Raw genomic sequence first — 21,388 nt, forward strand, 5'->3', positions numbered from 1 at the left:
CAAGTCGTTTAACTAGAACCAATTTTCCTGCATGTCGAAAGGAACGCTATTGCCTGATTTCAGCAGTGCGATAGCTGTCTCTGTTTTTGGTAGCTCCCATTCAAAATAGTATTTAGCAGTGTGTAATTTACCCTGGTAAAAATCCTGAGCTTCACTATTAGGATTCTTTTCCAGTGCTTTTTCTGCGATAACTGCCTGCTGTAGCCACAACCAGGCGACTACGGTACAGCCAAATAAATCCAGGTATAGGGTGGCATTACCCAGGCCGCGATCCACATCTTCCTGAAGCTGGGAGAATAATGCAAAACTTGTCTCATCCAACTTTTCCAGGGCTTCTTCCAGCATTTTGGCCATCGATTCGAGCTTAGGTTTATCCCTGGCCTGCATAATCGTATTGCGGATCTCTGCCTGTAACAGTTGGTAGCCAGCAAGATTTTTTGACGGTACTTTCCGGGCCAGTAAATCCAGGGCATGGATGCCTTCTGTACCTTCGTGAATTGCGTTAAGGCGATTGTCTCGATACAACTGCTCTACCGGGTATTCACGAATATAACCCGCTCCCCCCAAAACCTGAATCGCCAACTCATTAGCTTTTAGGCAGTACTTGGAAGGCCAGGATTTTACTACGGGAGTTAGCAGATCGAGCAGTGTTGCAGCATTGTTGCGCTGCTCTTCTGTAGGGGCTGTATGCTCATCCTCGTAAAGTGAGGTGGCATAAACACTCAAGCTTAAGCCACCTTCAGCATAGGCTTTTTGCATCAGTAGCATACGGCGAACATCGGCATGCTGGACGATAGGGACCTGTTTGGATTCAGGATCTCGGTTAGAGGGCATACGCCCCTGCGGGCGGCCTTTGGCGTACTCAAGAGAGTAAGTGTACCCCTGGTATCCAAGTACAGAAGCGCCAGCTCCCACACTGATACGAGCCTCATTCATCATCTGGAACATATACTTCAGGCCCTGGTGGGGTTCACCGATCAGGTAGCCTATAGCGCCACTGTCCTCACCAAAGTTCAAAACCGTTGATGTGGTATTGCGGTAGCCCATTTTATGTAGCAGGCCTGCGAGTTTTACATCATTGCGTTTTGCCGGTTTCCCCTGCTCGTCCAGAAGGAATTTGGGAACCAGAAAAAGCGATATTCCCTTCACACCTGCGGGTGCGCCTTTAATTTTTGCCAGAACCAGGTGAACGATATTCTCAGTGAGGTTTTGATCGCCACCAGAAATATACATTTTCTGCCCATGAATGCGGTAGCTGCCGTCCTCTTCTGGTAGGGCGCTAGTGCGAATGTCTGACAGCGCGGAGCCCTGATCCGGTTCAGTTAGAGCCATAGTCCCGGCAAAACGCCCGTCCAACATTTGTGGAAGGAATTGCTTTTTAAGCGACTCGCTGGCGAAAGTCCGTACCAGATTGGCCGCGCCTATGGTCAAGAACGGGTAGCTAGCACTGGCAACGTTTGCTGCAGCCATGTAAGCGAGTGCTGTGCGCAGAATAACCTCTGGCAATTGCAGCCCGCCTTCCTCAGCATCACAGTGAGCGGCAAGAAATCCTGCAGAGGCAAAAGCATCCCAGGACTGTTTAGTTTCTTCGATAACGCTGACGTTTTCACCATCAAAGCTCGGTTCAATCTCATCGCCTTTGGCGTTGTGATTAGCGAAAAATTTTTCTGCAATGGTGTGTGCAGTATTCAGTGTTGCATCAAAAATTTCACGGGAATGCTCACTGTACCGAGGGCGATTGATTAGGGCCTCGGTATCTAAAAATTCGTAAAGCAAAAAATCGATTTCACGCTCGTTGAGCAGCTGATGGGCCATGTTTACCTCTTACATTATTCTTTTTGGGTAATCCGTTTAATTTCCAGGTAGTTTTCCATTGAATATTTTTATGCTGGAACACTACGATTCAAGTGTATATGTAAACGTGGAGAGGGTGCACTGGGCAATGACTGATTCTATGAATAGACTTGGCGATTATTAGAGTGCTTTTACTCGGATATTCTTTGAAATACTGGTGCTGCGTCTGCAACGGGCTTTGGTACCACCTTGCGCCACAGCTGGGAGGATAGTTCAGCTGGGCTTTGTCGGCACCCGGAAGCAATCCAGTTGCCCAGTGATTGAGCCACATCAGGCCAAACTATCCGAAGTGGAGGGGGGCAGTTGGTTAGCCACTTGTCGATCGTATAGGCATTTATCTGTTTTACGATTGTGGCCAGTTTGAGCTGATCGAGCGCTTTGGCATTGGCTTCCTGCTCAAATTGATTGGCGAGAGGCCTGCTGAGAATGGGTTTTCCCAGAGCCAGGGTTTCAGCCAATAATTCAAATCCGCTATTGCAGATTACTGCTTTAGAGGTTGCCAGATCCTTCTGAAAGCCATTAATTGAGGGGGCCTTAACTTGAATATTACTAGAGGTAGGTAAATTGTGGGGTATACCGTAAACGATAAACCGATAGGGCAGCCTGGAAAGTTCGTCCAGCATCGGAATAGGCTGTTCGAAAGGCAAGTAAACTAGAATATGTTCACCCAACTCCTGGGAGAGTTCAGGTTTCTGAGGGACGATTGGCGGTAGTATTGGGTTGCCGAAGTGGTGCCAATGCAAACCGATACTCTCTTGTGTTGGGGCAAATGATTTTAGTACTGTGCGGGATGCCCACTTATTTCGAGGCGCAGGGATCGGGAATTCAAAGGCGTATTGATGGCCGATACCGATGCTGCGTTTTTTCTTAAATTTCGCTGCCCAGGCCGTAACAGGTTCATAGTCACTGATAATTAAATCAAAATTATTAACCGGCAGTGTTCTTATATCCTTGATGAATCTTACTGCATTGATGTTTCGTAGTGTTGCGAAACTATTCAAGCGGCCGTGACTGTGGATAAAAGTCATTCCCTCCCGCCACCAATAGTCTCCAAAAGAAGACATCTCAAATAAGCTTTCTCTTGGACGGCCTGAAAATAACCACTGGACCTCGAGATTTGGATACTTTTCGAATTGCTTAGCCAGCGCACGGGAGCGACTGATGTGCCCATTACCCGTGGATTGAACGCCGTAAAGTATCTTCATAAAAAGGCAGCACTCACAATTAAACTGACACTGGTCCCCAAAATAGCGCCGGCACAAATATCAGACGGGAAATGAACTCCCAGGCCAACCCTGGCGGCTCCGACACCGGTGGCCCAGATATAACCGAAGCTCCACATAGGGCTCACCTGTATAGACATCGCGGTTATAAATAGGAAGGCGCATGAGGTGTGGCCCGACGGTAAGCTGAAACGATCGTGCGCCACAATTACGGGACGCATGCCCGGGATTGCTTGGGGCGGGCGAAGTCGTCGTGTCGTGTTTTTTATCCCCCAGTACAATCCGCGCTCCAAGGCAACTGCGGTACATGCTAAGTACAGCAGTTGAATGGCTGAATTGAGCCATACATAGGTGAATAAAAGTGCCCCGGCTGCCCACCCATCCCCAGATTTAGATAGCCACAGATAGCGCCGGCGAGAGCTGGGGCGTGATGCCCGCTCAACCATATACAGCACTATGGACACATCAAAACTCTTTAGATTCATCGGTAAGCCTCGCATGCCGACAAGTTACAAATCGATTATTGCACGGACTTGACCGATTTATGTCGCAATAATGAAATCTTGACCAGGCGGGAAGAATAGAATGAAAGAGCTTATTTCAAAGGCTGAAAGATCCAACGAATAGTTGGCGCAAAATTATTCCAAATCAAAATTATAAGTAATTCGATTAATAAACGCTGGGGGTTTTCGGGGTCAGTTGTAAGCTGATAGTACACCTGAGTACCAGCAAGTTAGACAAAAGATTGAGTTGGATTGGGTGCAGATATAACTGAAGAAAGTTGCTTATCTTATTGGAAAAAATAATAGGCAGATAAAGTGACTTTGGAGGAAGCATGGCCCCTCCAAAATTAATTATATTTCAGTCAGGTCAGGCAGCTATGTCAAATGCCTGGACTAATTCAAAGCGTGGAGATTTAACGCCGTTTTTAGAAACTGTTTCATTAAATGTTCTTTGGGGTCTCACCCAGACGCCATAGCTTCCATAAAGGGCTCGGTACACAACCATAACCTCTTCGGATTCGCTATGTTTTGCGGTATGTAAAACCTCGTACAGATTTCCTTTGTAGTGACGATATAGGCCGCGTTGCATGGGTACCTCTAACTTACGTGGTGGGGGGCAAGCTGTAACTGTTGGATGCGATTCCCGTGAAGTACAGCGGTGCCTGAATAGCGATGTTCGCCTGTAGAAGTAAACTCAAACTTGTAACTGCGGTGAAGGCTGAAAAACCCCCTCTTATCCTTTTTGATTCGAGTACGAACCAAAAGCACGGTGTCGTCTAACAGTTGGACACCGAGCTGTCGGCAGTGATCAGAAGCGGCTCGCCGGACGTGCTCTTTAGCGGCCATACTGGCCCAGATATACCAAAGAACCACAAAGAACAGGGAAAGCCACAGTATGTCGCTGAGAGTGTAATACATTGCTATACAGTTGCTATGATCGCTTTCCCGCAAGAATACCATTTAAGGAGCACCAATGTCCGGCACGATTTTAATTACTGGCTGCAATCGGGGAATTGGGCTTGAGTTGTGTTCCCAGTTTGCCGAAATTGGCTGGAAGGTCCTGGCTTGTTGCCGGGAACCGAAGAAAGCCGCTGAGCTCGCGGTGTTGCAAGAACGCTACCCCTCGATACAGTTGATTCGCCTAGATGTGACCGACTACGAACAGATGATCTCTCTAGGTAAGGCCTTTCAAGGAGAGCCGATAGACATATTGCTCAACAATGCAGGTTACTACGGGCCGAAGGGCGTGGGATTTGGCGCTGTTGACCGCGCAGAGTGGCGTCGAGTTTTAGAGTCCAACACTATCGCCCCCTATATGATGGCAGAAACTTTTTGTGACAATGTTGCGGCCAGCGAGCACAAGCTAATCGCGGTGATGAGCAGCAAGGTTGGGAGTATCGCTGATAATCGCTCTGGCGGGGGATATATCTACCGAACTTCAAAGACAGCCGTAAACCAGGTCGTCAAAAGCTTATCTATCGATTTAGAGCCGAGAGGAATCACGGTTCTCGCTTTGCATCCGGGGTGGGTAAAAACGGCTATGGGCGGCCCCGGAGCACTGATTTCTGCTGAGGAAAGTGTCGGCGGACTAAAAAAGCTGCTTTTATCAGTAACGCCAGCAAAAACGGGTCGATTTTATAACTATGACGGGACAGAAATTCCCTGGTAACGCTTGTAATGGGCTGTGACAAAACTCCTTTGAGAATCTAATAGAATGCAGCTCCCACACTCTGCCGGCCTGAATACGAGGTCGCTTGAGTAGCCTTGATCAGTCGAATTTATGCATTTCAACTTTTTTGCATTTGGCCGGTGGGTGAGTCTGTTTTGTCTGCTTCGTGCTACTGCCTGCTGATTGCAAGATTGGGCAAGAATACGGAAGAAGTTTTCTATCCCCCAGAGTGGGAACTACCTGAAAATAGCTTCATATCAAGGAATGGTTCTGATAGATCCTTTCAGAGTGTTGGCGGGTTTTACGTTTTAGGCAAGGAATCTTACCTCTTATCAGGGTGTCCTCGAAGGAGTGGAAATCATGAAGTGGCCCAGTGTTTTAACCAAGCGTAAAAGCTTGTCCCCCCAGTTACTGAAGTCACCAATCCTTGCAATTCTCATTGTTGCGGCACTCGTCGGTTATCTGGGCGGAATGCCAATATGGGTAGCGGTGTTGGGTGTTATTGCCTATTACTCCAGAGGGCGTGATTGGCGGGCAGGTGCCTACAATCTCGCATGTGTGGTGACCGGGCTGGGGTTGGGGTTGGGCGCTCAAACAGCGGCACATAAATGGCAAATTGACCCAAGTATTCTGGTTGGGCCGATTGCACTTCTTTTCTCGATTATCAGTGTATGGGCAATGGGAATGGTGACCGGTATTCGGAATGTCACCAGCTATGCCATTGGTATTATTATTGCGTTTCTTGCGCAGTTGGACATTACCTTGGATGCCTATTTTCAACTGATTGCAACGGTATCTATCGGTGCAGTATTTGCCGGCCTGATTGATATTTTATGGCCGCGTCAGCAACGAGCAGTAAGGACTTGTTGAAAGATTAATCTGAGTGCTTGAGGGAAAGGGTTGTAAGGGGTTCAGTAAGATTGAATAGAGGTATAGTTCAATGGTAAAACGTATATTGCTATCTACAGCAATGGTATTTGTTACGGCTTTGGCGTTTACTGAACCCTATGGGTCTGAAAGTAGTATCGAAATGGAATACTACAGAACACTTCTTCATTGATGTAATTCGTTTCTTATCTATTTTTTTACCTTGGATTGTAGGAGCCAGTTGTGAAGGAAGAATTTTGGCACGATAAGTGGAAAAGAAATGATATTGGCTTTCACGAGGCGGCCGGCAATTCGTTGTTGACAGAGTTCTTTTCCAGTCTCTCTCTGTCTCCGGGTGATCGGATTTTCTTGCCGCTATGTGGCAAAACGAAAGATATTGCTTGGTTATTAGAACAGAATATCTCAGTCGTTGGCTGTGAACTCAATGAGGCGGCCGTGAAGCAGCTCTTCAGTGAAATGGCAGTAATCCCAAAGGTAAGCCAGGTTGGTAATCTGAAGTGCTACTCTGGTGCCAACATCGATATTTTTGTTGGCAATATATTCGATTTGGGTAGAGAGGAGTTGGGGCCGGTTGTAGCGATTTATGATCGGGCTGCACTGGTAGCCCTCCCCACAGATATTCGTGAGCAATATGTCAGACACTTAATGGCTATTACCCAGGTCGCACCTCAACTCCTCGTATCCTTCGAGTATGAACAAACTCAGATGCCTGGCCCACCTTTTTCTGTTGGGAGCCGTTTGATTTATGAATATTATGATGCCGATTATAGCCTACAAGTATTAGCGACAAGAGACGTTGTTGGTGGACTTAAAGGCAAGGTTCCTGCAAGAGAAGAGGCATGGTTGTTAACACCAAAGTGATAATGGCTTTCTCTGCAGGTCAAATTTCTGGCAGGGAATGAGAGCCAAGTATTAGTTTTTCCTTTTTTGATTTTGGCCACTTCTTAATGGCTATCTCCATTTTCAAGGCGGTTGATTTATCGGGTAGCCCCACAGAGAATACGAGCGTAAGGGGCCCCTTACCTCGTAGTGCTTTTGCCGCCTTTGGGCCATCACTACAGTGCTCAGCAAAACGCCTCTCCAAATCATTGGTTATACCGGTATAGAGTGTTCCTCTGGCCGTTCGAACAAGGTAGAGAAACCAATTCACCCTCAGCTCTTCCTTCTTTTTTATATAGCCCATAGATTCAAGAGAATAAATCCTGCTGCTCATTAGTGCGAGGCGGTGGCTTGAACTGGGAACAATCCAAGGTAAGGCGCCGATGATCCAAACCCAGCTTTTTCATAGCCACTTGAAAGCGTCTTTGGAGCAGTTGAGCAAATATGCCTGTGCCAGTTCGCCTTTGGGAAAATTCACTTTGATAGTCCTTACCTGCACGGCTTTGCTGCACCAGGCTCATGACATGCTTTGCTCTTTCTGGGTAGTGTACCTCTAACCATTCCCGAAATAGAGGGGCAACTTCATAGGGGAGGCGCAATAGGATATATGCGGCTCTTACAGCCCCTGATTCCCGCGCAGCTGCAAGAATCGACTCCAGTTCACAGTCATTGAGAGCGGGGATCATAGGCGCAGCGAGTACTGCGGTAGGAATGCCCGCTGTACTCAGCTGTTCAATTGTTCGCAGACGAGCAGCAGGGCCAGCGGTCCTTGGCTCAAGCTTACGCTTAAGGGCATTATCTAGCGTGGTCACACTAATGGCGACTTGGGCCAAGTTATCTTGTGCCATTTCTGCCAGCAGTGGGAGGTCTCGCAAGATTAACTGGCTTTTGGTGACAATGGTTACCGGCTGGCGAAACTCCTGCATAAGCTCCAACAAACTACGGGTTATCTCTTTCTCTCGTTCCAGAGGTTGATAGGGATCGGTATTGGCTCCCAGAGCGATGGGACTGCACTGGTAGCTCTTCTTTCGTAGCGCTTTCTCTAAAAGCTCAGCAGCATTTGGCTTGTAGAAAATCTTGGTCTCGAAATCGAGCCCTGGCGATAAATCCATGTAGGCATGGGCTGGGCGGGCATAGCAATAGATACAACCATGCTCACATCCCCTGTAGGGGTTTATCGATTGGGAGAAAGGGATATCTGGAGATTGATTAGTCGAGATAATAGTTTTCGCCTTTTCCTCAATGGATGAGGTTATTAGTCTCACCGGCTGATCAGGCTCCACTTGCCAGCCATCAGTTTCACGGGAGCTGGAAAGTTCAGCAAAGCGCCCAGGGAGGTTAGAAGCGGTTCCTCGGCCCTTGCATGGGGATGGCGCTTTAGTGGAAGGATGATCTGACATTTTTTTAGCGATAACTGTATTAATGTACAGTTTACGCCTTAATTTTGAAGGATTGCAAGCCTTCGCGGATTTACCTGGAGAGGAAAATAAGCCTGGATTTGGTTTCCCCAAGAGGCAATGCCTCTTAGGGGCTAATTGTGCTCGTAAATACTGTTTAGGCGGTGACTGCGGGGTTATATTTCGATTCCATTGTCAGCCCGGGTCTTTCGTCATCCCAAATCATATGCACTACCTTCCAGGATTCGCCATCGTTCAATAGCTGGATACTATTTATCCCTCTTTTTAGGAATTGGGTTTTCTCCTTATCGCTCCAGGCCTCATAAATACTGAAGACGTGAGCAATATTTCCAAATTGCTCGATAATGTTGTGTATTTCAGCTTCATAGAAAGGGCGATCTGCAATTAGATTTTCAAAATTTTCTGGATATTCTTGGACGCTGAGGATCGTAGACTGGGGCTTGCCATTGCTATCCACAAATGTGCGAATCATTTTCGCATCAGAGGAAAATAATGATGCCTGTGTTTCCCAGTCGCGTTGGAAACCTGAAGGGCCAGAGATTCCACTATATAATGCATCGATAACTTGTTGTATTTCCATATTATTTTTCATATTTTTATCCTTGTCTAATTTCAATTGAGAGCTTTGATTATCTGGCTGGCGACTCTGAGTTAATATTTAATTATATTTTGTATGTTGAGAATACCAATGGCGACTTGTTTGAATATTTAGCGCTGCCATTAGTGAGCAGATTCAAAGCTATCATTATGATATCAACTGAAAGTAAGCTTATCTACAAAGCCGCTAGGTGTGCTTAGCTACGAGATAGTGTGTCACTTCACTTTTTATGTCGTAATTGTTTGATTTATATGTAGTTTTATTATTTTCTATAATTGGTATGAATGCCTTTTAGGTACAGTAGCTTCAACCATGAAATCGGAGATACCCTCTCGGGAGATGGGACGCCAAGAAGCTCTTTATGTAGAGCTGTCTAGGCAGTCAAAAGGGGGGCTGCAACTTATTTCTTTTATTCGAATTTGTGAGCCTCTAGCAATTGATACGCTACGTTCTGGCCTTGAAATACTACATCAGTATCATCCTCTCTTGCGAGCTCGAGTCGAGAAAGATAATAAATATCGGTGGGTTTGTGATGTGGATTTTTCCGAAATCCCTATAGATGTGTACCGGCTAGATGAGGACATGGATTTTGAGAGAGAATACTCAAATCAAGCCAGAAAATATATAGATAGTGATAGATATGCATATTGTCTAAGTATATTTTGCAATCATGAAGGTTTAGTGCAGTGGGTTATTGTCAACAACATTCATGCGATTATGGATGGTCGTTCTATTATGACTCTTTTTTTACAGTTGGATCAGTTAGTGCAAAAAAATAAACCCTTTATAGGCAATGAATCACAACCTCTTGGAGAAAGTATCGCTAAAATTTTAGAAGCTGCTGGATATGCAGGTGAAAAACATATATTTCATGATGCGGATGATCAAAAATTAAACTGGCCTGTTGAGAAGGTTGCACCGGCAAGTAAACGGCAGGCTGGTGCAATAGCGAGACTATTGTGTCCTGAAGATCTCCATCAGCTAGCAAAAATAGGTAAAGACCGGGGAGTAAAGTTAACCGCAATTCTTTGTGCAATTGCTTCCATTGCTTCAGTAGTCCTACCAACCTATAAAAAGGGAGAGGAGATTATTTTAGCTTTGGATGGAAGAGGCTTATGTACCCCCCCGATTCCATTAGAGCATATTGGTTCGTTTTCGCAAACTATTCAGTTATCTATTCCTGAAGATCCTACATCGGTTGATATTATAGATTTTGCTGAAAATTTACAGTCCCAAATATACAAGGTATTAACTAAACAACGTCCGTTGGCAAAAAAAATAGTGTCTGCATACACTGTTGCTGAGGTGGAGGCTATGGCAAGAGAGACAATCTCTGGCTCTGAATCCTTCTTTGCTGGTATTTGCATATCTAATGTAGGAAGTTTGAATAAATTAGGTGGGAGGATGAAATTTTTTGATATCGAAAAAGGAATGGTGACTCAAACTAATGGAATAAACCCATTGATGGTAATTTCGTATACAACCAATAAGAATTCAGTTTTTGTGTTTGGTTACTGTGAACCACTTTTGAGTCGAAATAGTGCTCTTCTGTATATAAAGCGGTATATGGATATTATTAGTGGTCTAATTCGTTGATTTTTAATCAGGGTTTCTAGGATGCTTTTTTGTTTTTATGTAAGGGTTTTACAATAAAGTTTAATTTTCCTTATATTGTGTTGTTAATAATATCAATTTAAATGCATAGCTTGCTAAGCGTATTTGCTATTTTGTACTCGGTTGCGGTGAGTTTCTCCATCGTAGTGATGACGGTTTGGTGAAAAGAAATCCTTGTAGAGGTTATTAATGATCGATTTTCATACGAAGGTTAGTTGAATTCTATTTAAGTGAGGGATAATAAGATATCTATCCATTAGCAATGTATTTTTAACCTTTTAATTTGTATAGACGAAGGAATCAATTGACTGTTAACTAGATTGTGATTGTGCTGGCTGTCTTAGTGATCCGCTCTCTGTATCAATAGCCAATATCAACAAACAGTTTCTAACTATTTTCCTATACTGAGGAGAGTGCTTCTTGTATCACAGGTGATCTACCTATTAGCAAATGTGAGGCCTGCATGGAGAATGAGCCGCTCTCACGTGAGTTGGGGCCCCAAGAAGCTCTATTTATTGAATTGACTAATAAGTCTCGCGGTGGAACTCAGCTAATATCGTGTGTTCGCCTCCGCGATTCTGTTACTTTCGAGCAATTTTGCAGAGGTTTTACCTTTATCCATAGAAGACACCCAATGCTTCGGGCGAGGGCCAAGAAGGGCACCAAGGCTTCTTGCATTTGTGATGTTGAATTTGAAAAAGTACCTCTAATCATAAAGCATTTAAATAAATCATTAGGCTATGAGATTGAATACCTTTGGCAGCAAAATCAATTTGTTGACATAGAAAATTGCGCCTATGGGGTTACCTTGCAAGTTAACGTGAATGATGAAGTTGAGTGGGTCATCATTGTTAGCAATCATACTGCATTGGATGGCCAGTCAAGATTGGTACTTTTTTGCGATCTAGACAGGTTTCAGGAGAGAGAGGGAGGCTATATTGACCAAGAACCTAAACTACTAAGAAAAAGTACGGGTGAGTATTTTAATTTGTCTGGATTCAAGGGTGTCGATCTATTTAATGTGCGGAAATCCAATAGCTGTAGTAAATGGAAAGTAGAGCAAGCGGTACCCATTATAGGAAGAAAAGGATACTCAACACTTAAATTGATATCCCCTGAAGCTATTGCCGTTTTTGCTGCGCAATGTATACCTACATTCCCTGAAGTCACTGTATTCCCTGTTGGTATTTGTGTTTCTAATACCTGTAATATGCAGCGATTATCTGGTGGGCTTAAATACTTTGAAAATGAGTCAGGTATTGTCGTACAAGTCCACGTTACCCACTTACTAATAGTTATTACGAGAAATACCATTTTTGTATTTGGATACTGTGAGCCCTTAACTAGCCATGAGAGTGCACATTTGTATGTGGAGTCATACTTAAAACTTGTAAAGTCTCTACTTGTAGATGAGTGTGTTCAATGAGAGTGTGTCTGTATTCGAAGTGCGAATGCACTGGCAATGGGAGTGGATAGGTGAATGATATAGTCACTGTTGTAGGGCAGGGGTTATATCTCGCTGCCGCTGCAGTTATTGGACTGGGCATTGCAAGGATCTTACGTATTGATAATACACTTGGCTGCCTTGTCGCAGGAGTGCTGGCGGCTTTGCTACTTCCCATAATTGACTATGATACAGGTTTGCGTGCAACCAGTATCAGAGAGCTGGTATTCTTTGTCATTTTACCGGTATTAATTTTTGAGTCCGCCTGGCAGCTGGAACCCAAAGTCTTAAAGCGCTGGATTGGACCTGTACTGTTATTCTCTACACTCGGTTTGGTTATTTGTGCAGTTCTTATTGCAGCAATTACTTATTACGGCATTGGTCATCCGGAGGGTTTTCCTTGGGTAGCGGCCATGCTAACCGGGGCTATTTTAGCGGCTACTGACCCTGTTTCTGTAGTTAATAAGTTGCGTCAGGAAAAAACAGGAGAAGATCTCTTAACCTTGGTGGATGGAGAGAGCCTCTTCAATGATGCTGCAGCTGTAGTGCTCTATTCGTTAGTATTAGGGCTAGCTACCTATGGTATTGTAGAAAGCTCGTCGATGGGGGCTGCAGCTCCTTCGTTGGACGCGACTTCAGTGACACTATATTTTTGCATGGTATTTTTCGGTGGCGTTGCGATTGGGCTTATTTTTGGCTTGATAACCACTCTTGTCATATTGTTTCTACGATCTCCCAGTGCGGCTTTAATGACTTTAGTAATCGCTGCATTTGGTAGTTTCTATTTGGCGGAAAGTATCTTTCATGTATCAGGTATCATTTCGGTAATGATATGTGCAATTGTTGCTCGAGCGTGCTTAAGCAAGCAAAATAACACCTATTTGATTCATGCGGGTCCAACCTGGGAGTGGATGGGGTTGTTTTTTACCGGCATTATTTTTGTGATTATGGGATTGGTGATAACTTTTGAGATGTTTACCCACCAATGGCTGGCAATGCTTATTGCTACAGCGGCTGCTTTAGGAGCTAGAGCATTATCTGTATTCTTAGTGGCACCTCTGACTCGCTTTGTTGGCCCCCCGATACCTAAATCCTGGCGTCTGTTAATGAGCTGGGGCGGGCTCCGAGGGGTTATTGCGGTCGCTTTGGTGCTTTCTCTTCCAGTTGAATTGCCCTATTGGTGGACAATTCAATCTATGGTATTTGGCGTGGTCCTTTTCTCCTTGTTGGTACAGGGGACTACCAGTGGCCGCTTGATTCATAAATTAAACCTTTGAGCTAAGGTTCCAAGTCATACAGCCTTTAGGCTAATAGCGGTTGGGTTATCAGCAATTAACCACACAGCGACAAGAAGCAGGCTGAGTGCAAAAAGCTTGTTTTGCAGATTTCTATTTTTATCGCTGATAAGTGCTTTCGATAAGGTCCGACCAAAAGCGATCCATGAGAAATGTGTTACAAAGTTGAGTATGGTGATCATAATGATCAAGGTGATAACACTGCTTTCATTGCTCTCCTCTTGCTTTGGTGCGAATACAGAGAACATAGTAATTACTATCATCCAAGCTTTAATATTCATACTTTGAATCAGCATTCCCTGCCAAATACTTACCGATTTAGTGGTAGTTTTTCCAGGCTTTCTATTAGGCTTTATAAAAACGTAAGCAAGGTAAATTAAGTAGATGGCACCAGTCCACTGTAAGATGGTCATTACCATAGGGTAGTGAATTAGCCAGCTCATAAATCCGAAGCCAACCAATAAGGCCTTCATTAGAAATACAATGTCTATGCCTGCCAGTAAAGGTAAGGAGCGACGAATACCCAAGCTGGCTCCGGCTGCTGCAAAGGTGATATTGGCAGGTCCCGGGCTAAAAATTAGTGGGAACATTACTGCCAGCCAGGCTAATAGAAATTCTAAGCTCATATATATTACTCATGTCGTAGAAGAGATATCGCTATGAGAAATGCTTCACACCGTTTAACGGTGCGCTTTGTTTTCCCAGAGATAGGTGAGCTTAGAGAGAGTAGAAGGAAGGTTCTTGTACAAAATTGCGCTGAGCAGACTTCAAGTAGCGAGCAGGTGTGATACCGAATGCACGCTTGAAATTTCGACTTAAGTGGCTCTGATCAAAAAATCCACAGTCGATAGCCACCTCAGCCACCTGGGCTCCCGTACGAAATAATGCGCGGGCCCTTTGGGTTTTTAGGAGGATTAGGAATTGATGTGGAGGAACGCCAAACTGGGCATTAAAACTACGAATTAGCTGATATCGACTCATGCCAGTTAATTGGCACAACTCATCCAGTGTCACATTTCTTTGCCAGTTTTCCTGTAAATAAGCGCGGGCCTTCAAGACTCCTTGTTTGTTAGACGATGACTTCGGGTAGATCTTTTGGTCGCCGTGACGGGCAAAGAGCTGGCTAATTGCCAGGGTGAGTAGAGAGTCTGTTGAAAGGGATAAAGCGTTCATTTCAAGACTGCTATGTAGCTTGTAAAGGAGCTGAAAAAGCTCGGGATCATCCAATAGTGGCCCCTTCAAAAATGGTACGGGTGTTTGGTTAAGTAGAGCGTGTTCCCTGAGGGTTTCCTCAATGAGCGCCGTGTCAAAGTAAAACATACGGTAGTACCAACCGGAGTCACTTCCGGAAAAACCGGTATGAATCTCCCCTGGATTAAGCGCAGCAAGGGTTCCCTGAGGAATAGTCACTGTTTCACCGCGATAATCGAGCTTTTCTACGCCAGAAAGGAAGATTCCAATAGCGAGTTCATCATGCCAATGCTTGGCAAAGGAAAACTTATGGAAGTAGGCGTGAAAAAGCTCTATGCCGCAATGACTCGGACTTCGCCAAGCCTTAGAGAATTCCTTTCGCACTGATAACCCTCGTATGATAAATAACCATCACTTTACAGAAAGAAAGGGTGGTAAGGCAAAGTTACAGATGGGTGTGTAACAATTGAATAGTGGAGAGGTTCGAAGTGGTACTTTTGATGTCGAGTGCCTTTGTTTGGTAAGTATTTACCTTACGAAATATAAATTGCCCATTCTTACTTCATAGCTCACTGGTTTTATCCTACCCGTGTACCAGCCAGGATTTGAAACCATTGTTCCGTCCAAAGAAAACCAACCACCTTTACCCTCCTCAACGAAGGCATATTTCTTCCCATTTGAATAAACTCCTGATCTGTATCTGATCAATCTATAGTACTCGGAGTCATCATATTTAACAGAAGCTTCCAATACCACAGGATCACCAGTAGCAGAGGAAATATAAATAAAGACTGGCAATTCATCTCGCCCAAATAACTTTGGCTTATCTACCAATAAGTTATCTATTGGCACTACTCTAAATTGATTTTTCCTTGCGTAATCTATAGGTTTATTTGACCTGAATACAATTGACATATAGAAAACTATACCTGTTAGGAAAATAATTAAAGTGATTTTGGTTAGGATTTTTCTTCGAATTTTATTCATATTGCTTAACGCCATGATTTTGGGTCCCGTGAGGAGGCGAGTTCTTTAATTGAAGCCTTCGAAGCCCAAGAATGGAGATCCAACCCTCATAGTAGGTGGCGTTGACTAGTCTTGTAAAGTGTAACGATGTTACTTGAGTAATTTCATTACTAGTATGCCCCTCTTTTTTGTAGATGGCTCCTTAAGAAAGCCTATGATAGGCTGGGAACGATTTTCTTATATATTAACAACCGATCACCTTGCCGAAATTTAACGCATTCGATAAGCGGTTTTTGGAAAGTAGGGTGAGTTTTTCATTGCCGGGGCAGTGTAATCGAATGCATTGCTAAACGCCCTACGCTACGCCTTGCCATTTTTCTTTGCCAGGTACTCCTTAAAAGTCCAATACTGTACCCCCTGCATTTCTCTCTCCAGCTCATCCATATCATCGGGTCCAATCTCACTCGGAAACGGTTTTGAAAGCATCGAGCGTACTTGCGCTAGCCTATCACTTACCCTTGCAGTCTGAAAATAATCAATAATTTCATTCTTCCACGCCTCTTCACCAAACTCGTGGTGTACTTTATTCATTTGATCCAGTGAGACCACGAATTCATTGATATCTCTAAGAACCGACAGGATCTCTTCTTTGCTATATATTAGTTCATCCACTATAAAGGTCTCTTTCTATAGGTCTTAAATGGGCGGCCGAGCAATCTGTTGTGAAGGCACGCCTGACTTGATTGTTAGATTGAATTTCGTATATCAGTCCTCGCGGGCAATAGTCAAAAGACAAATCGCCAAGAGTAAGGTTGCAAGAACACCCGATGCTCCGGCAATGGAAGAGGGTAAATAGGAATCACGTCCAAACGCAATCGAAATAGCATTAGCAAACATTGCAATAACGCCAACTGAGGCAGTTAAACCTCCCAGCACTTTGGAGTTCCCATTCATTTTGGCAACTCCAAAAATAAGAGCAGCAAAGCCCAGCAAAAATTTCGCCGCGTAATAGATCATAAATGAAAAAGCCACAACGGCCCCCGCTGTAGCTCCAAGCGCCTCTAATTGGCTAGCGACCTCCCGAAATGGCATAAACATAGTGGCGCCAATGCTCACTTGCATCACGTTGAATACAGAGCTGAATGCAATAGCGGACCACCCTACATGGTGGTTTTTAGCCTGCACCATGGCCGCTCCAGCAAAAGCTGAAAGAATGGTAAATAGCAAGCCCTCCAGCCCCCAGAAAAGTTTCCGTGAGGGGTTAATCTCTGCAACATACATCATGGTAAAGAGTGCCTGTGTAACTACTAGCGCCAACAGCAGAAAAGCTATGATTTGGATATTTCGCGCATTGGTAAACTTCATAGTTAGATGTCTCGTATTTTCTATATATGGATCTTGCTTCTAAAAATAGGGGTTGGCCTTATTTATTTTATATCGAAATATTGGGATATGTGGATTGCTCGAACCTAACTATATATTTATATCGGGTCATAGGAAAGCAAGCCGAAGGGCTGGAACGTACAGCAGCAACTTGTTAGGCCTCAGACAAGCTAGGATATCGCAATATCCCATAAGCATCTTTGCTCGCCTTTACAATTTCTTCGGCTCTTTGCTCTAGTGACCAGCCATTAATGCATTCACAGTACCATTCATCCTCTAGAGCAGTAAACTCTCCTAGAGAACCTGGGTAATCTAAATGAATAATAGCTTCGTAGATCTTTGCCACCCCCTTTTCTGGGGTCAATATACCTTCAATAATTTCTTTGGTTAGAACTTTGGCATAACCTTCGATAGCGGTAAGCGAGGTTGGGCGTGTTATGCGAAGTTCAGACAAAACTCGATTAAAGTAATCTTCCGCTTCAAACTCATTAACGGGTTTTAGAAGAGTTGCGAGGACCGCTAAATTTTCTGTCTCTATACCAGACTCAAGTAGGTACATAGCCCAAGCGATCTTATACTCGGAACCACCCGAAAACATGGCCGTTAGACCTAGAACTCGATATGTCTCCAATTTTTGATCATTGCTTAGCATGTCGAATCCTAAAGTTGCATAACGCCGCTAGCAAGGGCAGTCGAAGCAACGCGTAGGCTGTCCAGCCCAGCTCCAAAAGGTTTGGGCGAGCTTGACTAGCCTGGTTATGGCTGGCGCGCACTGAACGACCTACTTGCTCTTTGCCAGCCACCGTTTGGCTGGCCACTACCCAATGTTTACGAGGAAAGAATACCGCACTTTCCCCAACCAATTCCTATCTTACTGGCAGTCCCACACCATTGACTTGTTACACGTTGACTTTGTACTTGAGATCATTTGCCTCATCACCTGTAATACCCCTGAAACCCCATTGATAAGGCGCTTGTTCTTTAATGGTTATTTCAACGTCGGCTGGGGCTAACGAAAGCTGGCTTTCAAGCCCTTGAAAGAGAGGTTTGATAAGAGATCTTTGGGTTTCGGGTTTGCGGCCTGCCATCATGTTTATTTCTATGACGGTGTATGCGTCAGTTCTGCCACCGGGATAATAAAAGTCTTCTTTCTCCAATGGCACAAATCTGTGAGCACGTTTGTCTTCGGGCATTCCAAGAACGGACCGCATGCAGCCGTGAATGACATTGGATAATTTTGCCTTTATCGGGTTTAGATTCTCCTTGATTCCATATACTACGATCACATTTTCTCCTTCATAGAAGTGTAACGCCGTGATATGCGACGGGCGCTGCGAAGCGGCGACCGTCCGGTGGAGGCCCAAAGGGCCGGAACGAACATCATAACCTTATTATATGGTTTTATATTTCAGCCTTCATGAGCAAACAGCCTCCTTCATGAGGAATAAGCTCATGTGGTTCCAATTTAATATATTTCACCACGCTAAATCCTTGGTTTTTATAAAGGCCAATAGCTCGAATGTTGTCAGCGAACACAATGAGGCTGAGTTCATTGTAACCGTCATTACTCGCTTTTTCTTTTGTATGATTTATCAATGACTTACAAATACCCAATCCTCGATACGATTCTTCAACACACATAGCATCGAGAAAATAGCTTCCTTCAACTCTACTGGTATAAAACTCTCTGAACCTTTCAATTCTATTAGCTGGTAAAAAGTTGGTTAATTCATCAGTTATGCAGTGATAGTGCGCTGGATATGAGAGGGCCATTCCGATAACTTTTTGATCAAGTTCAGCCACAATAGCACTGCAAAAAGTATGAGGATAAACGTCTTGTTCTAATCCATCACAAAGTAGCTGCAAAGCAGAACAACTCGGTATCAAGTCGCGAAAAAGATATTCAACTGCACCGTCAGATGCCAAATAATCAAGTTCAGCTATACGTTGACAATCTACTTTAGTTCCTTGCTTATAACTCACGTTCATTTTTTAAACCCTGAACATTCTTGATTAGTGGCCCCGCCATATAACGCTGCTAGCAAGGGCAGCCGAAGCGGAGCGTAGGCTGTCCAGCCCCGAAGGGGTTGGGCGAGCTTGACTGGACTGGTTATGGCTGGCCGCTGCCCAATATTTACGAGGAAAGAATACCGCACCTTCCCCAACCAATTCCTATCTTACTGGCACTCTACAAAATTGCAGCGGACTGCCTCTTTTTAAAATACCTGAGCGAACACTCTAGGAGCGAAACTGCTCGAATAGCAATCAGTAAAATTGCGCAATACTGAGTGCTATTTAGTGGCACTAAACCTTCAGTTACTACGAAAAATCAATAAAACCGATCGCTACAATAACGCCCAGCATGGGCGTGAACTAATGGGGTGAAAGTCCCCTGTAGGAAGATCACCGTTTAATGGACTTCATTAAATGCTAACTACTAGCGAATGGCAACTGCAACACCGTGAGGTTTTGTGGGGAGGAAGCCGCTAGCAAAACTACGAGCTGACGGACAGAAACATCATATAAGGCTTAGCCTGGAGGCGAGGTGGCCAAGGACACCGAAGCCAAGTGATCTAACGGGTAGAGTAAATGATACAGTTGTGTAGTGAAAGTTCACGTTCTTATCTGGGGAGATCTGTTTAACTTGCCGCTATGAAGCTGTCAGCGTGGCCGCTGACTCATAAATAGGCCCAACTCGCTAGCCACCATCGCGGGGATAGAAAAAAATGGTGGAACACAGCAGCGCTCCGCTCAGTAATGAGTAGGTTGATTAAACAGAAGTCAGCAGACGGCATAGTAGCCAAATGCCAAGATTAATACCTTGGACAGGGTGAAGGCCTGAACCTAAATCCACGAGTTGAAAGACAGGGCTAGCCTACTGATATGTTTCCAGTCGGTTAAAGTTGATGTAGCGCACTGCCATGACACTCAACTCAAATGAAGATCTGCTCGACACTATCGTTGGTTAGAGATTCATTACGGATAGGAACCGCCCATTGCGGACCTGCATGATGGGTGGTGTAGGGGCCGGTAGCTAAAAACTACCGGCTACCCGATTTATGTGCTCACTCATTTCATTCCCTCCAACTTTTATAACAACTTGGACATTGTTTAGCCTTCTCTGTCCTAAGTGAGCTACCACAAAATGGACATTTAGCTACAGTATGTAGATCCTCTACTCTTTTATGGAACATTTCTGGGTGTTTCTGTCTCATGACTTCCTCATTAAATGAGTATGCAATTTCTGATAGTCGTTTAGCAAAAGACACATATTCACCTTTTAGCATTCCTCGTTCAAAAGACGCATTAAACTCAGTCAAGCTTTCATAGTCTTCAGAAACAAGATCCGTTAACTCACCCTCACCCTGGTAGTAGAACTTCTCATTCCTAGAGGTTAAGAACTCCATCAATAATTTTTTACCTTTACCTCCTGATATTTCTTCATATGCCTCTAATGTTGCAGTAACTTTCACACGGCCTTCAGGTAGGAATAGTCTTTTATTAATTTCGATATCTTCTGGCGAGAGTTTTGGTACCACTTTTCCATCGAAGGTTTTCTTTCAAACAGCATCGCCATTTAGATAATAGTAGTTAAAGCTACCCTCATCCCAGCCCTCTCGCATATATAGCTTTTTTACTCCTAGTTTGGAGATAGACATTCCTAGCCAATTTATTGATGAAGACCGTCCGCTATATGCGGTTATATACACTAGATTTTTACTTCGGCTTATATTTTCAATAGTTAGCTCTTGATAATCTTTCTCTATAGATTTTCTAGACAGACTATTTATGGTTTTATAGAAATCATATTCATTGCTCTTTGCTGCCGACTTCATGTTTTTAGCGAATACCTTTGCTTCGCTATCGCTTTTCATCTCCGCTTCTACACTAACATTAATTTCTGTCATTCATCCATTTCCATATCTATGAGTTCAGCTCGGTCACATAACGCCCGTAGCGAAGGCAGGAAAAAATGGCGCGTCTTTTAATACAAAAGGCGTGACAGTTTTGACTGTCCGATTGCCTGCGTTTGTTATGCATTACTTCATTTGCATCCTATGGTAAAAGGGGGAAATAGGCGGTTTAGGAAATTTCACCCCTTTATAAGCCTTTACAAAGCAGGCAGACTTCTCATCATCTTTTTTCGTGATTACTTCGCGAATTATGCCATCCGAACCTTGAATTGAAACCAAATCTACTGTTTCTTGCCCAAATTTGTAACAACCACCTCTTTCATCGATTCTGTTTTGGTTATTGAAATTCGTCCATATCGAAAAGTAATCTCTGTATAGATTACTATCCTTATATTCTTTCCACTGTTTAGCACTAAGGTCTTGAGCTTCTTCATATGTAAGCTGCTCTTGAATGCTAGCGAGTGAATTCGTACATATCACTACTACAAAGACGGTCAGATATTTCTTCATATACATCCCATGTGCATAACGCCGCCATCACCAGCGGAG

25 protein-coding genes are annotated in these 21,388 nt (G+C 44.1%); 6 read left to right on the top strand and 19 right to left on the bottom strand.

Annotation, left to right across the window (positions count from 1 at the left end):
• Nucleotides 1–12: 12 nt before the first annotated feature.
• The 5 genes from ACJJIM_RS04590 to ACJJIM_RS04610 form a co-directional block, all read right to left on the bottom strand.
• Complete coding sequence (locus ACJJIM_RS04590; protein WP_444912521.1) at nucleotides 13–1,815, bottom strand: acyl-CoA dehydrogenase; 1,803 nt, start codon at nucleotides 1,813–1,815, stop codon at nucleotides 13–15.
• A 170-nt stretch (nucleotides 1,816–1,985) separates the two neighbouring features.
• The gene (locus tag ACJJIM_RS04595) at nucleotides 1,986–3,059 is read right to left on the bottom strand and encodes an MJ1255/VC2487 family glycosyltransferase (RefSeq protein WP_444912522.1); all 1,074 of its coding nucleotides are present in this window, start codon (nucleotides 3,057–3,059) and stop codon (nucleotides 1,986–1,988) included.
• Nucleotides 3,056–3,541 (bottom strand): phosphatase PAP2 family protein, encoded by a 486-nt coding sequence (locus ACJJIM_RS04600; RefSeq protein ID WP_444912523.1) that lies wholly within the window; start codon nucleotides 3,539–3,541, stop codon nucleotides 3,056–3,058. The genes ACJJIM_RS04595 and ACJJIM_RS04600 overlap by 4 nt, the downstream gene beginning before the upstream one ends.
• Nucleotides 3,542–3,947: 406 nt before the next feature.
• On the bottom strand, nucleotides 3,948–4,169 hold the full coding sequence (locus ACJJIM_RS04605; protein WP_413664978.1) for a DUF1653 domain-containing protein: 222 nt from the start codon (nucleotides 4,167–4,169) through the stop codon (nucleotides 3,948–3,950).
• Nucleotides 4,170–4,177: 8 nt separating this feature from the next.
• Entirely contained in the window at nucleotides 4,178–4,540 is a 363-nt protein-coding gene (locus ACJJIM_RS04610) for a DUF3301 domain-containing protein (RefSeq protein WP_413664979.1), read from the bottom strand.
• A gap of 13 nt (nucleotides 4,541–4,553) precedes the next feature.
• Here ACJJIM_RS04610 and ACJJIM_RS04615 point away from each other — a divergent pair, with 13 nt between their 5' ends.
• The 3 genes from ACJJIM_RS04615 (at nucleotide 4,554) to tmpT (ending at nucleotide 6,998) form a co-directional block, all read left to right on the top strand.
• Nucleotides 4,554–5,249, top strand: coding sequence for an SDR family oxidoreductase (locus ACJJIM_RS04615; RefSeq protein ID WP_444912524.1), 696 nt, complete (start codon nucleotides 4,554–4,556; stop codon nucleotides 5,247–5,249).
• A 360-nt stretch (nucleotides 5,250–5,609) separates the two neighbouring features.
• Nucleotides 5,610–6,119, top strand: a complete 510-nt coding sequence (locus ACJJIM_RS04620) for a DUF1097 family protein (RefSeq protein ID WP_444912525.1) — start codon at nucleotides 5,610–5,612, stop codon at nucleotides 6,117–6,119.
• A gap of 240 nt (nucleotides 6,120–6,359) precedes the next feature.
• Nucleotides 6,360–6,998: a thiopurine S-methyltransferase gene (tmpT, locus tag ACJJIM_RS04625; protein ID WP_444912526.1), complete on the top strand. Its 639-nt coding sequence runs from the start codon at nucleotides 6,360–6,362 to the stop codon at nucleotides 6,996–6,998.
• A 19-nt stretch (nucleotides 6,999–7,017) separates the two neighbouring features.
• Here the strand turns inward: tmpT and ACJJIM_RS04630 are convergent, their stop codons facing one another.
• The 3 genes from ACJJIM_RS04630 to ACJJIM_RS04640 all read right to left on the bottom strand — a co-directional run bounded on the left by ACJJIM_RS04630 (nucleotide 7,018) and on the right by ACJJIM_RS04640 (nucleotide 9,026).
• A complete protein-coding gene (locus ACJJIM_RS04630) occupies nucleotides 7,018–7,350 on the bottom strand; it encodes a GIY-YIG nuclease family protein (protein WP_444912527.1) in 333 nt (110 codons plus the stop codon).
• A complete protein-coding gene (locus ACJJIM_RS04635) occupies nucleotides 7,325–8,416 on the bottom strand; it encodes a PA0069 family radical SAM protein (protein ID WP_413664984.1) in 1,092 nt (363 codons plus the stop codon). Before ACJJIM_RS04635 ends, ACJJIM_RS04630 begins: the two co-directional genes overlap by 26 nt.
• 154 nt (nucleotides 8,417–8,570) lie before the next feature.
• Nucleotides 8,571–9,026, bottom strand: a complete 456-nt coding sequence (locus tag ACJJIM_RS04640; RefSeq protein ID WP_413664985.1) for a hypothetical protein — start codon at nucleotides 9,024–9,026, stop codon at nucleotides 8,571–8,573.
• 318 nt (nucleotides 9,027–9,344) lie between these two features.
• Here ACJJIM_RS04640 and ACJJIM_RS04645 point away from each other — a divergent pair, with 318 nt between their 5' ends.
• From ACJJIM_RS04645 to ACJJIM_RS04655, 3 genes are all read left to right on the top strand, one after another.
• Nucleotides 9,345–10,628, top strand: a complete 1,284-nt coding sequence (locus ACJJIM_RS04645; RefSeq protein WP_444912528.1) for a hypothetical protein — start codon at nucleotides 9,345–9,347, stop codon at nucleotides 10,626–10,628.
• Between the two features lie 481 nt (nucleotides 10,629–11,109).
• Nucleotides 11,110–12,072, top strand: coding sequence for a hypothetical protein (locus ACJJIM_RS04650; protein ID WP_413664987.1), 963 nt, complete (start codon nucleotides 11,110–11,112; stop codon nucleotides 12,070–12,072).
• A 50-nt stretch (nucleotides 12,073–12,122) separates the two neighbouring features.
• Nucleotides 12,123–13,367 (top strand): cation:proton antiporter, encoded by a 1,245-nt coding sequence (locus ACJJIM_RS04655; RefSeq protein WP_413664988.1) that lies wholly within the window; start codon nucleotides 12,123–12,125, stop codon nucleotides 13,365–13,367.
• A gap of 14 nt (nucleotides 13,368–13,381) precedes the next feature.
• Here the strand turns inward: ACJJIM_RS04655 and ACJJIM_RS04660 are convergent, their stop codons facing one another.
• The 11 genes from ACJJIM_RS04660 to ACJJIM_RS04710 form a co-directional block, all read right to left on the bottom strand.
• Nucleotides 13,382–14,011, bottom strand: coding sequence for a LysE family translocator (locus ACJJIM_RS04660; RefSeq protein ID WP_413664989.1), 630 nt, complete (start codon nucleotides 14,009–14,011; stop codon nucleotides 13,382–13,384).
• A 91-nt stretch (nucleotides 14,012–14,102) separates the two neighbouring features.
• A complete protein-coding gene (locus ACJJIM_RS04665) occupies nucleotides 14,103–14,960 on the bottom strand; it encodes an AraC family transcriptional regulator (protein WP_413664990.1) in 858 nt (285 codons plus the stop codon).
• 144 nt (nucleotides 14,961–15,104) lie between these two features.
• The gene (locus tag ACJJIM_RS04670) at nucleotides 15,105–15,563 is read right to left on the bottom strand and encodes a hypothetical protein (RefSeq protein WP_413664991.1); all 459 of its coding nucleotides are present in this window, start codon (nucleotides 15,561–15,563) and stop codon (nucleotides 15,105–15,107) included.
• Between the two features lie 339 nt (nucleotides 15,564–15,902).
• Nucleotides 15,903–16,214 (bottom strand): hypothetical protein, encoded by a 312-nt coding sequence (locus ACJJIM_RS04675; RefSeq protein WP_413664992.1) that lies wholly within the window; start codon nucleotides 16,212–16,214, stop codon nucleotides 15,903–15,905.
• A 93-nt stretch (nucleotides 16,215–16,307) separates the two neighbouring features.
• Nucleotides 16,308–16,907 carry a thiamine biosynthesis protein ThiC gene (locus ACJJIM_RS04680; RefSeq protein ID WP_444912529.1) on the bottom strand — a complete coding sequence of 200 codons (600 nt, stop codon included), beginning with the start codon at nucleotides 16,905–16,907 and terminating at the stop codon, nucleotides 16,308–16,310.
• A gap of 172 nt (nucleotides 16,908–17,079) precedes the next feature.
• Entirely contained in the window at nucleotides 17,080–17,577 is a 498-nt protein-coding gene (locus ACJJIM_RS04685) for a hypothetical protein (RefSeq protein WP_444912530.1), read from the bottom strand.
• Nucleotides 17,578–17,824: 247 nt separating this feature from the next.
• Complete coding sequence (locus ACJJIM_RS04690; protein ID WP_444912531.1) at nucleotides 17,825–18,211, bottom strand: tautomerase family protein; 387 nt, start codon at nucleotides 18,209–18,211, stop codon at nucleotides 17,825–17,827.
• Between the two features lie 115 nt (nucleotides 18,212–18,326).
• A complete protein-coding gene (locus ACJJIM_RS04695; RefSeq protein ID WP_444912532.1) occupies nucleotides 18,327–18,914 on the bottom strand; it encodes a GNAT family N-acetyltransferase in 588 nt (195 codons plus the stop codon).
• A 1,085-nt stretch (nucleotides 18,915–19,999) separates the two neighbouring features.
• Complete coding sequence (locus ACJJIM_RS04700; RefSeq protein WP_444912533.1) at nucleotides 20,000–20,464, bottom strand: hypothetical protein; 465 nt, start codon at nucleotides 20,462–20,464, stop codon at nucleotides 20,000–20,002.
• Between the two features lie 21 nt (nucleotides 20,465–20,485).
• Complete coding sequence (locus ACJJIM_RS04705) at nucleotides 20,486–20,833, bottom strand: hypothetical protein (protein ID WP_444912534.1); 348 nt, start codon at nucleotides 20,831–20,833, stop codon at nucleotides 20,486–20,488.
• 132 nt (nucleotides 20,834–20,965) lie between these two features.
• The gene (locus tag ACJJIM_RS04710; protein WP_444912535.1) at nucleotides 20,966–21,349 is read right to left on the bottom strand and encodes a hypothetical protein; all 384 of its coding nucleotides are present in this window, start codon (nucleotides 21,347–21,349) and stop codon (nucleotides 20,966–20,968) included.
• Between the last annotated feature and the right edge of the window lie 39 nt (nucleotides 21,350–21,388).

The organism is Microbulbifer maximicatervae (SeqCode) (assembly GCF_052467615.1).

What these genes read in the sequence shown, in the direction of transcription:
- ACJJIM_RS04650 (WP_413664987.1), top strand. Translation starts at nt 11,110, where the DNA reads ATGGAGAATGAGCCGCTCTCACGTGAGTTGGGGCCCCAAGAAGCTCTA.
- ACJJIM_RS04615 (WP_444912524.1), top strand. Translation starts at nt 4,554, where the DNA reads ATGTCCGGCACGATTTTAATTACTGGCTGCAATCGGGGAATTGGGCTT.
- ACJJIM_RS04645 (WP_444912528.1), top strand. Translation starts at nt 9,345, where the DNA reads ATGAAATCGGAGATACCCTCTCGGGAGATGGGACGCCAAGAAGCTCTT.
- ACJJIM_RS04595 (WP_444912522.1), bottom strand. Translation starts at nt 3,059, where the DNA reads ATGAAGATACTTTACGGCGTTCAATCCACGGGTAATGGGCACATCAGT.
- ACJJIM_RS04670 (WP_413664991.1), bottom strand. Translation starts at nt 15,563, where the DNA reads ATGAATAAAATTCGAAGAAAAATCCTAACCAAAATCACTTTAATTATT.
- ACJJIM_RS04705 (WP_444912534.1), bottom strand. Translation starts at nt 20,833, where the DNA reads ATGACAGAAATTAATGTTAGTGTAGAAGCGGAGATGAAAAGCGATAGC.
- ACJJIM_RS04660 (WP_413664989.1), bottom strand. Translation starts at nt 14,011, where the DNA reads ATGAGCTTAGAATTTCTATTAGCCTGGCTGGCAGTAATGTTCCCACTA.
- ACJJIM_RS04710 (WP_444912535.1), bottom strand. Translation starts at nt 21,349, where the DNA reads ATGAAGAAATATCTGACCGTCTTTGTAGTAGTGATATGTACGAATTCA.
- ACJJIM_RS04635 (WP_413664984.1), bottom strand. Translation starts at nt 8,416, where the DNA reads ATGTCAGATCATCCTTCCACTAAAGCGCCATCCCCATGCAAGGGCCGA.
- ACJJIM_RS04680 (WP_444912529.1), bottom strand. Translation starts at nt 16,907, where the DNA reads ATGAAGTTTACCAATGCGCGAAATATCCAAATCATAGCTTTTCTGCTG.
- ACJJIM_RS04630 (WP_444912527.1), bottom strand. Translation starts at nt 7,350, where the DNA reads ATGAGCAGCAGGATTTATTCTCTTGAATCTATGGGCTATATAAAAAAG.
- ACJJIM_RS04695 (WP_444912532.1), bottom strand. Translation starts at nt 18,914, where the DNA reads ATGAACGTGAGTTATAAGCAAGGAACTAAAGTAGATTGTCAACGTATA.
- ACJJIM_RS04610 (WP_413664979.1), bottom strand. Translation starts at nt 4,540, where the DNA reads ATGGTATTCTTGCGGGAAAGCGATCATAGCAACTGTATAGCAATGTAT.
- ACJJIM_RS04685 (WP_444912530.1), bottom strand. Translation starts at nt 17,577, where the DNA reads ATGCTAAGCAATGATCAAAAATTGGAGACATATCGAGTTCTAGGTCTA.
- ACJJIM_RS04620 (WP_444912525.1), top strand. Translation starts at nt 5,610, where the DNA reads ATGAAGTGGCCCAGTGTTTTAACCAAGCGTAAAAGCTTGTCCCCCCAG.
- ACJJIM_RS04640 (WP_413664985.1), bottom strand. Translation starts at nt 9,026, where the DNA reads ATGAAAAATAATATGGAAATACAACAAGTTATCGATGCATTATATAGT.
- ACJJIM_RS04605 (WP_413664978.1), bottom strand. Translation starts at nt 4,169, where the DNA reads ATGCAACGCGGCCTATATCGTCACTACAAAGGAAATCTGTACGAGGTT.
- ACJJIM_RS04590 (WP_444912521.1), bottom strand. Translation starts at nt 1,815, where the DNA reads ATGGCCCATCAGCTGCTCAACGAGCGTGAAATCGATTTTTTGCTTTAC.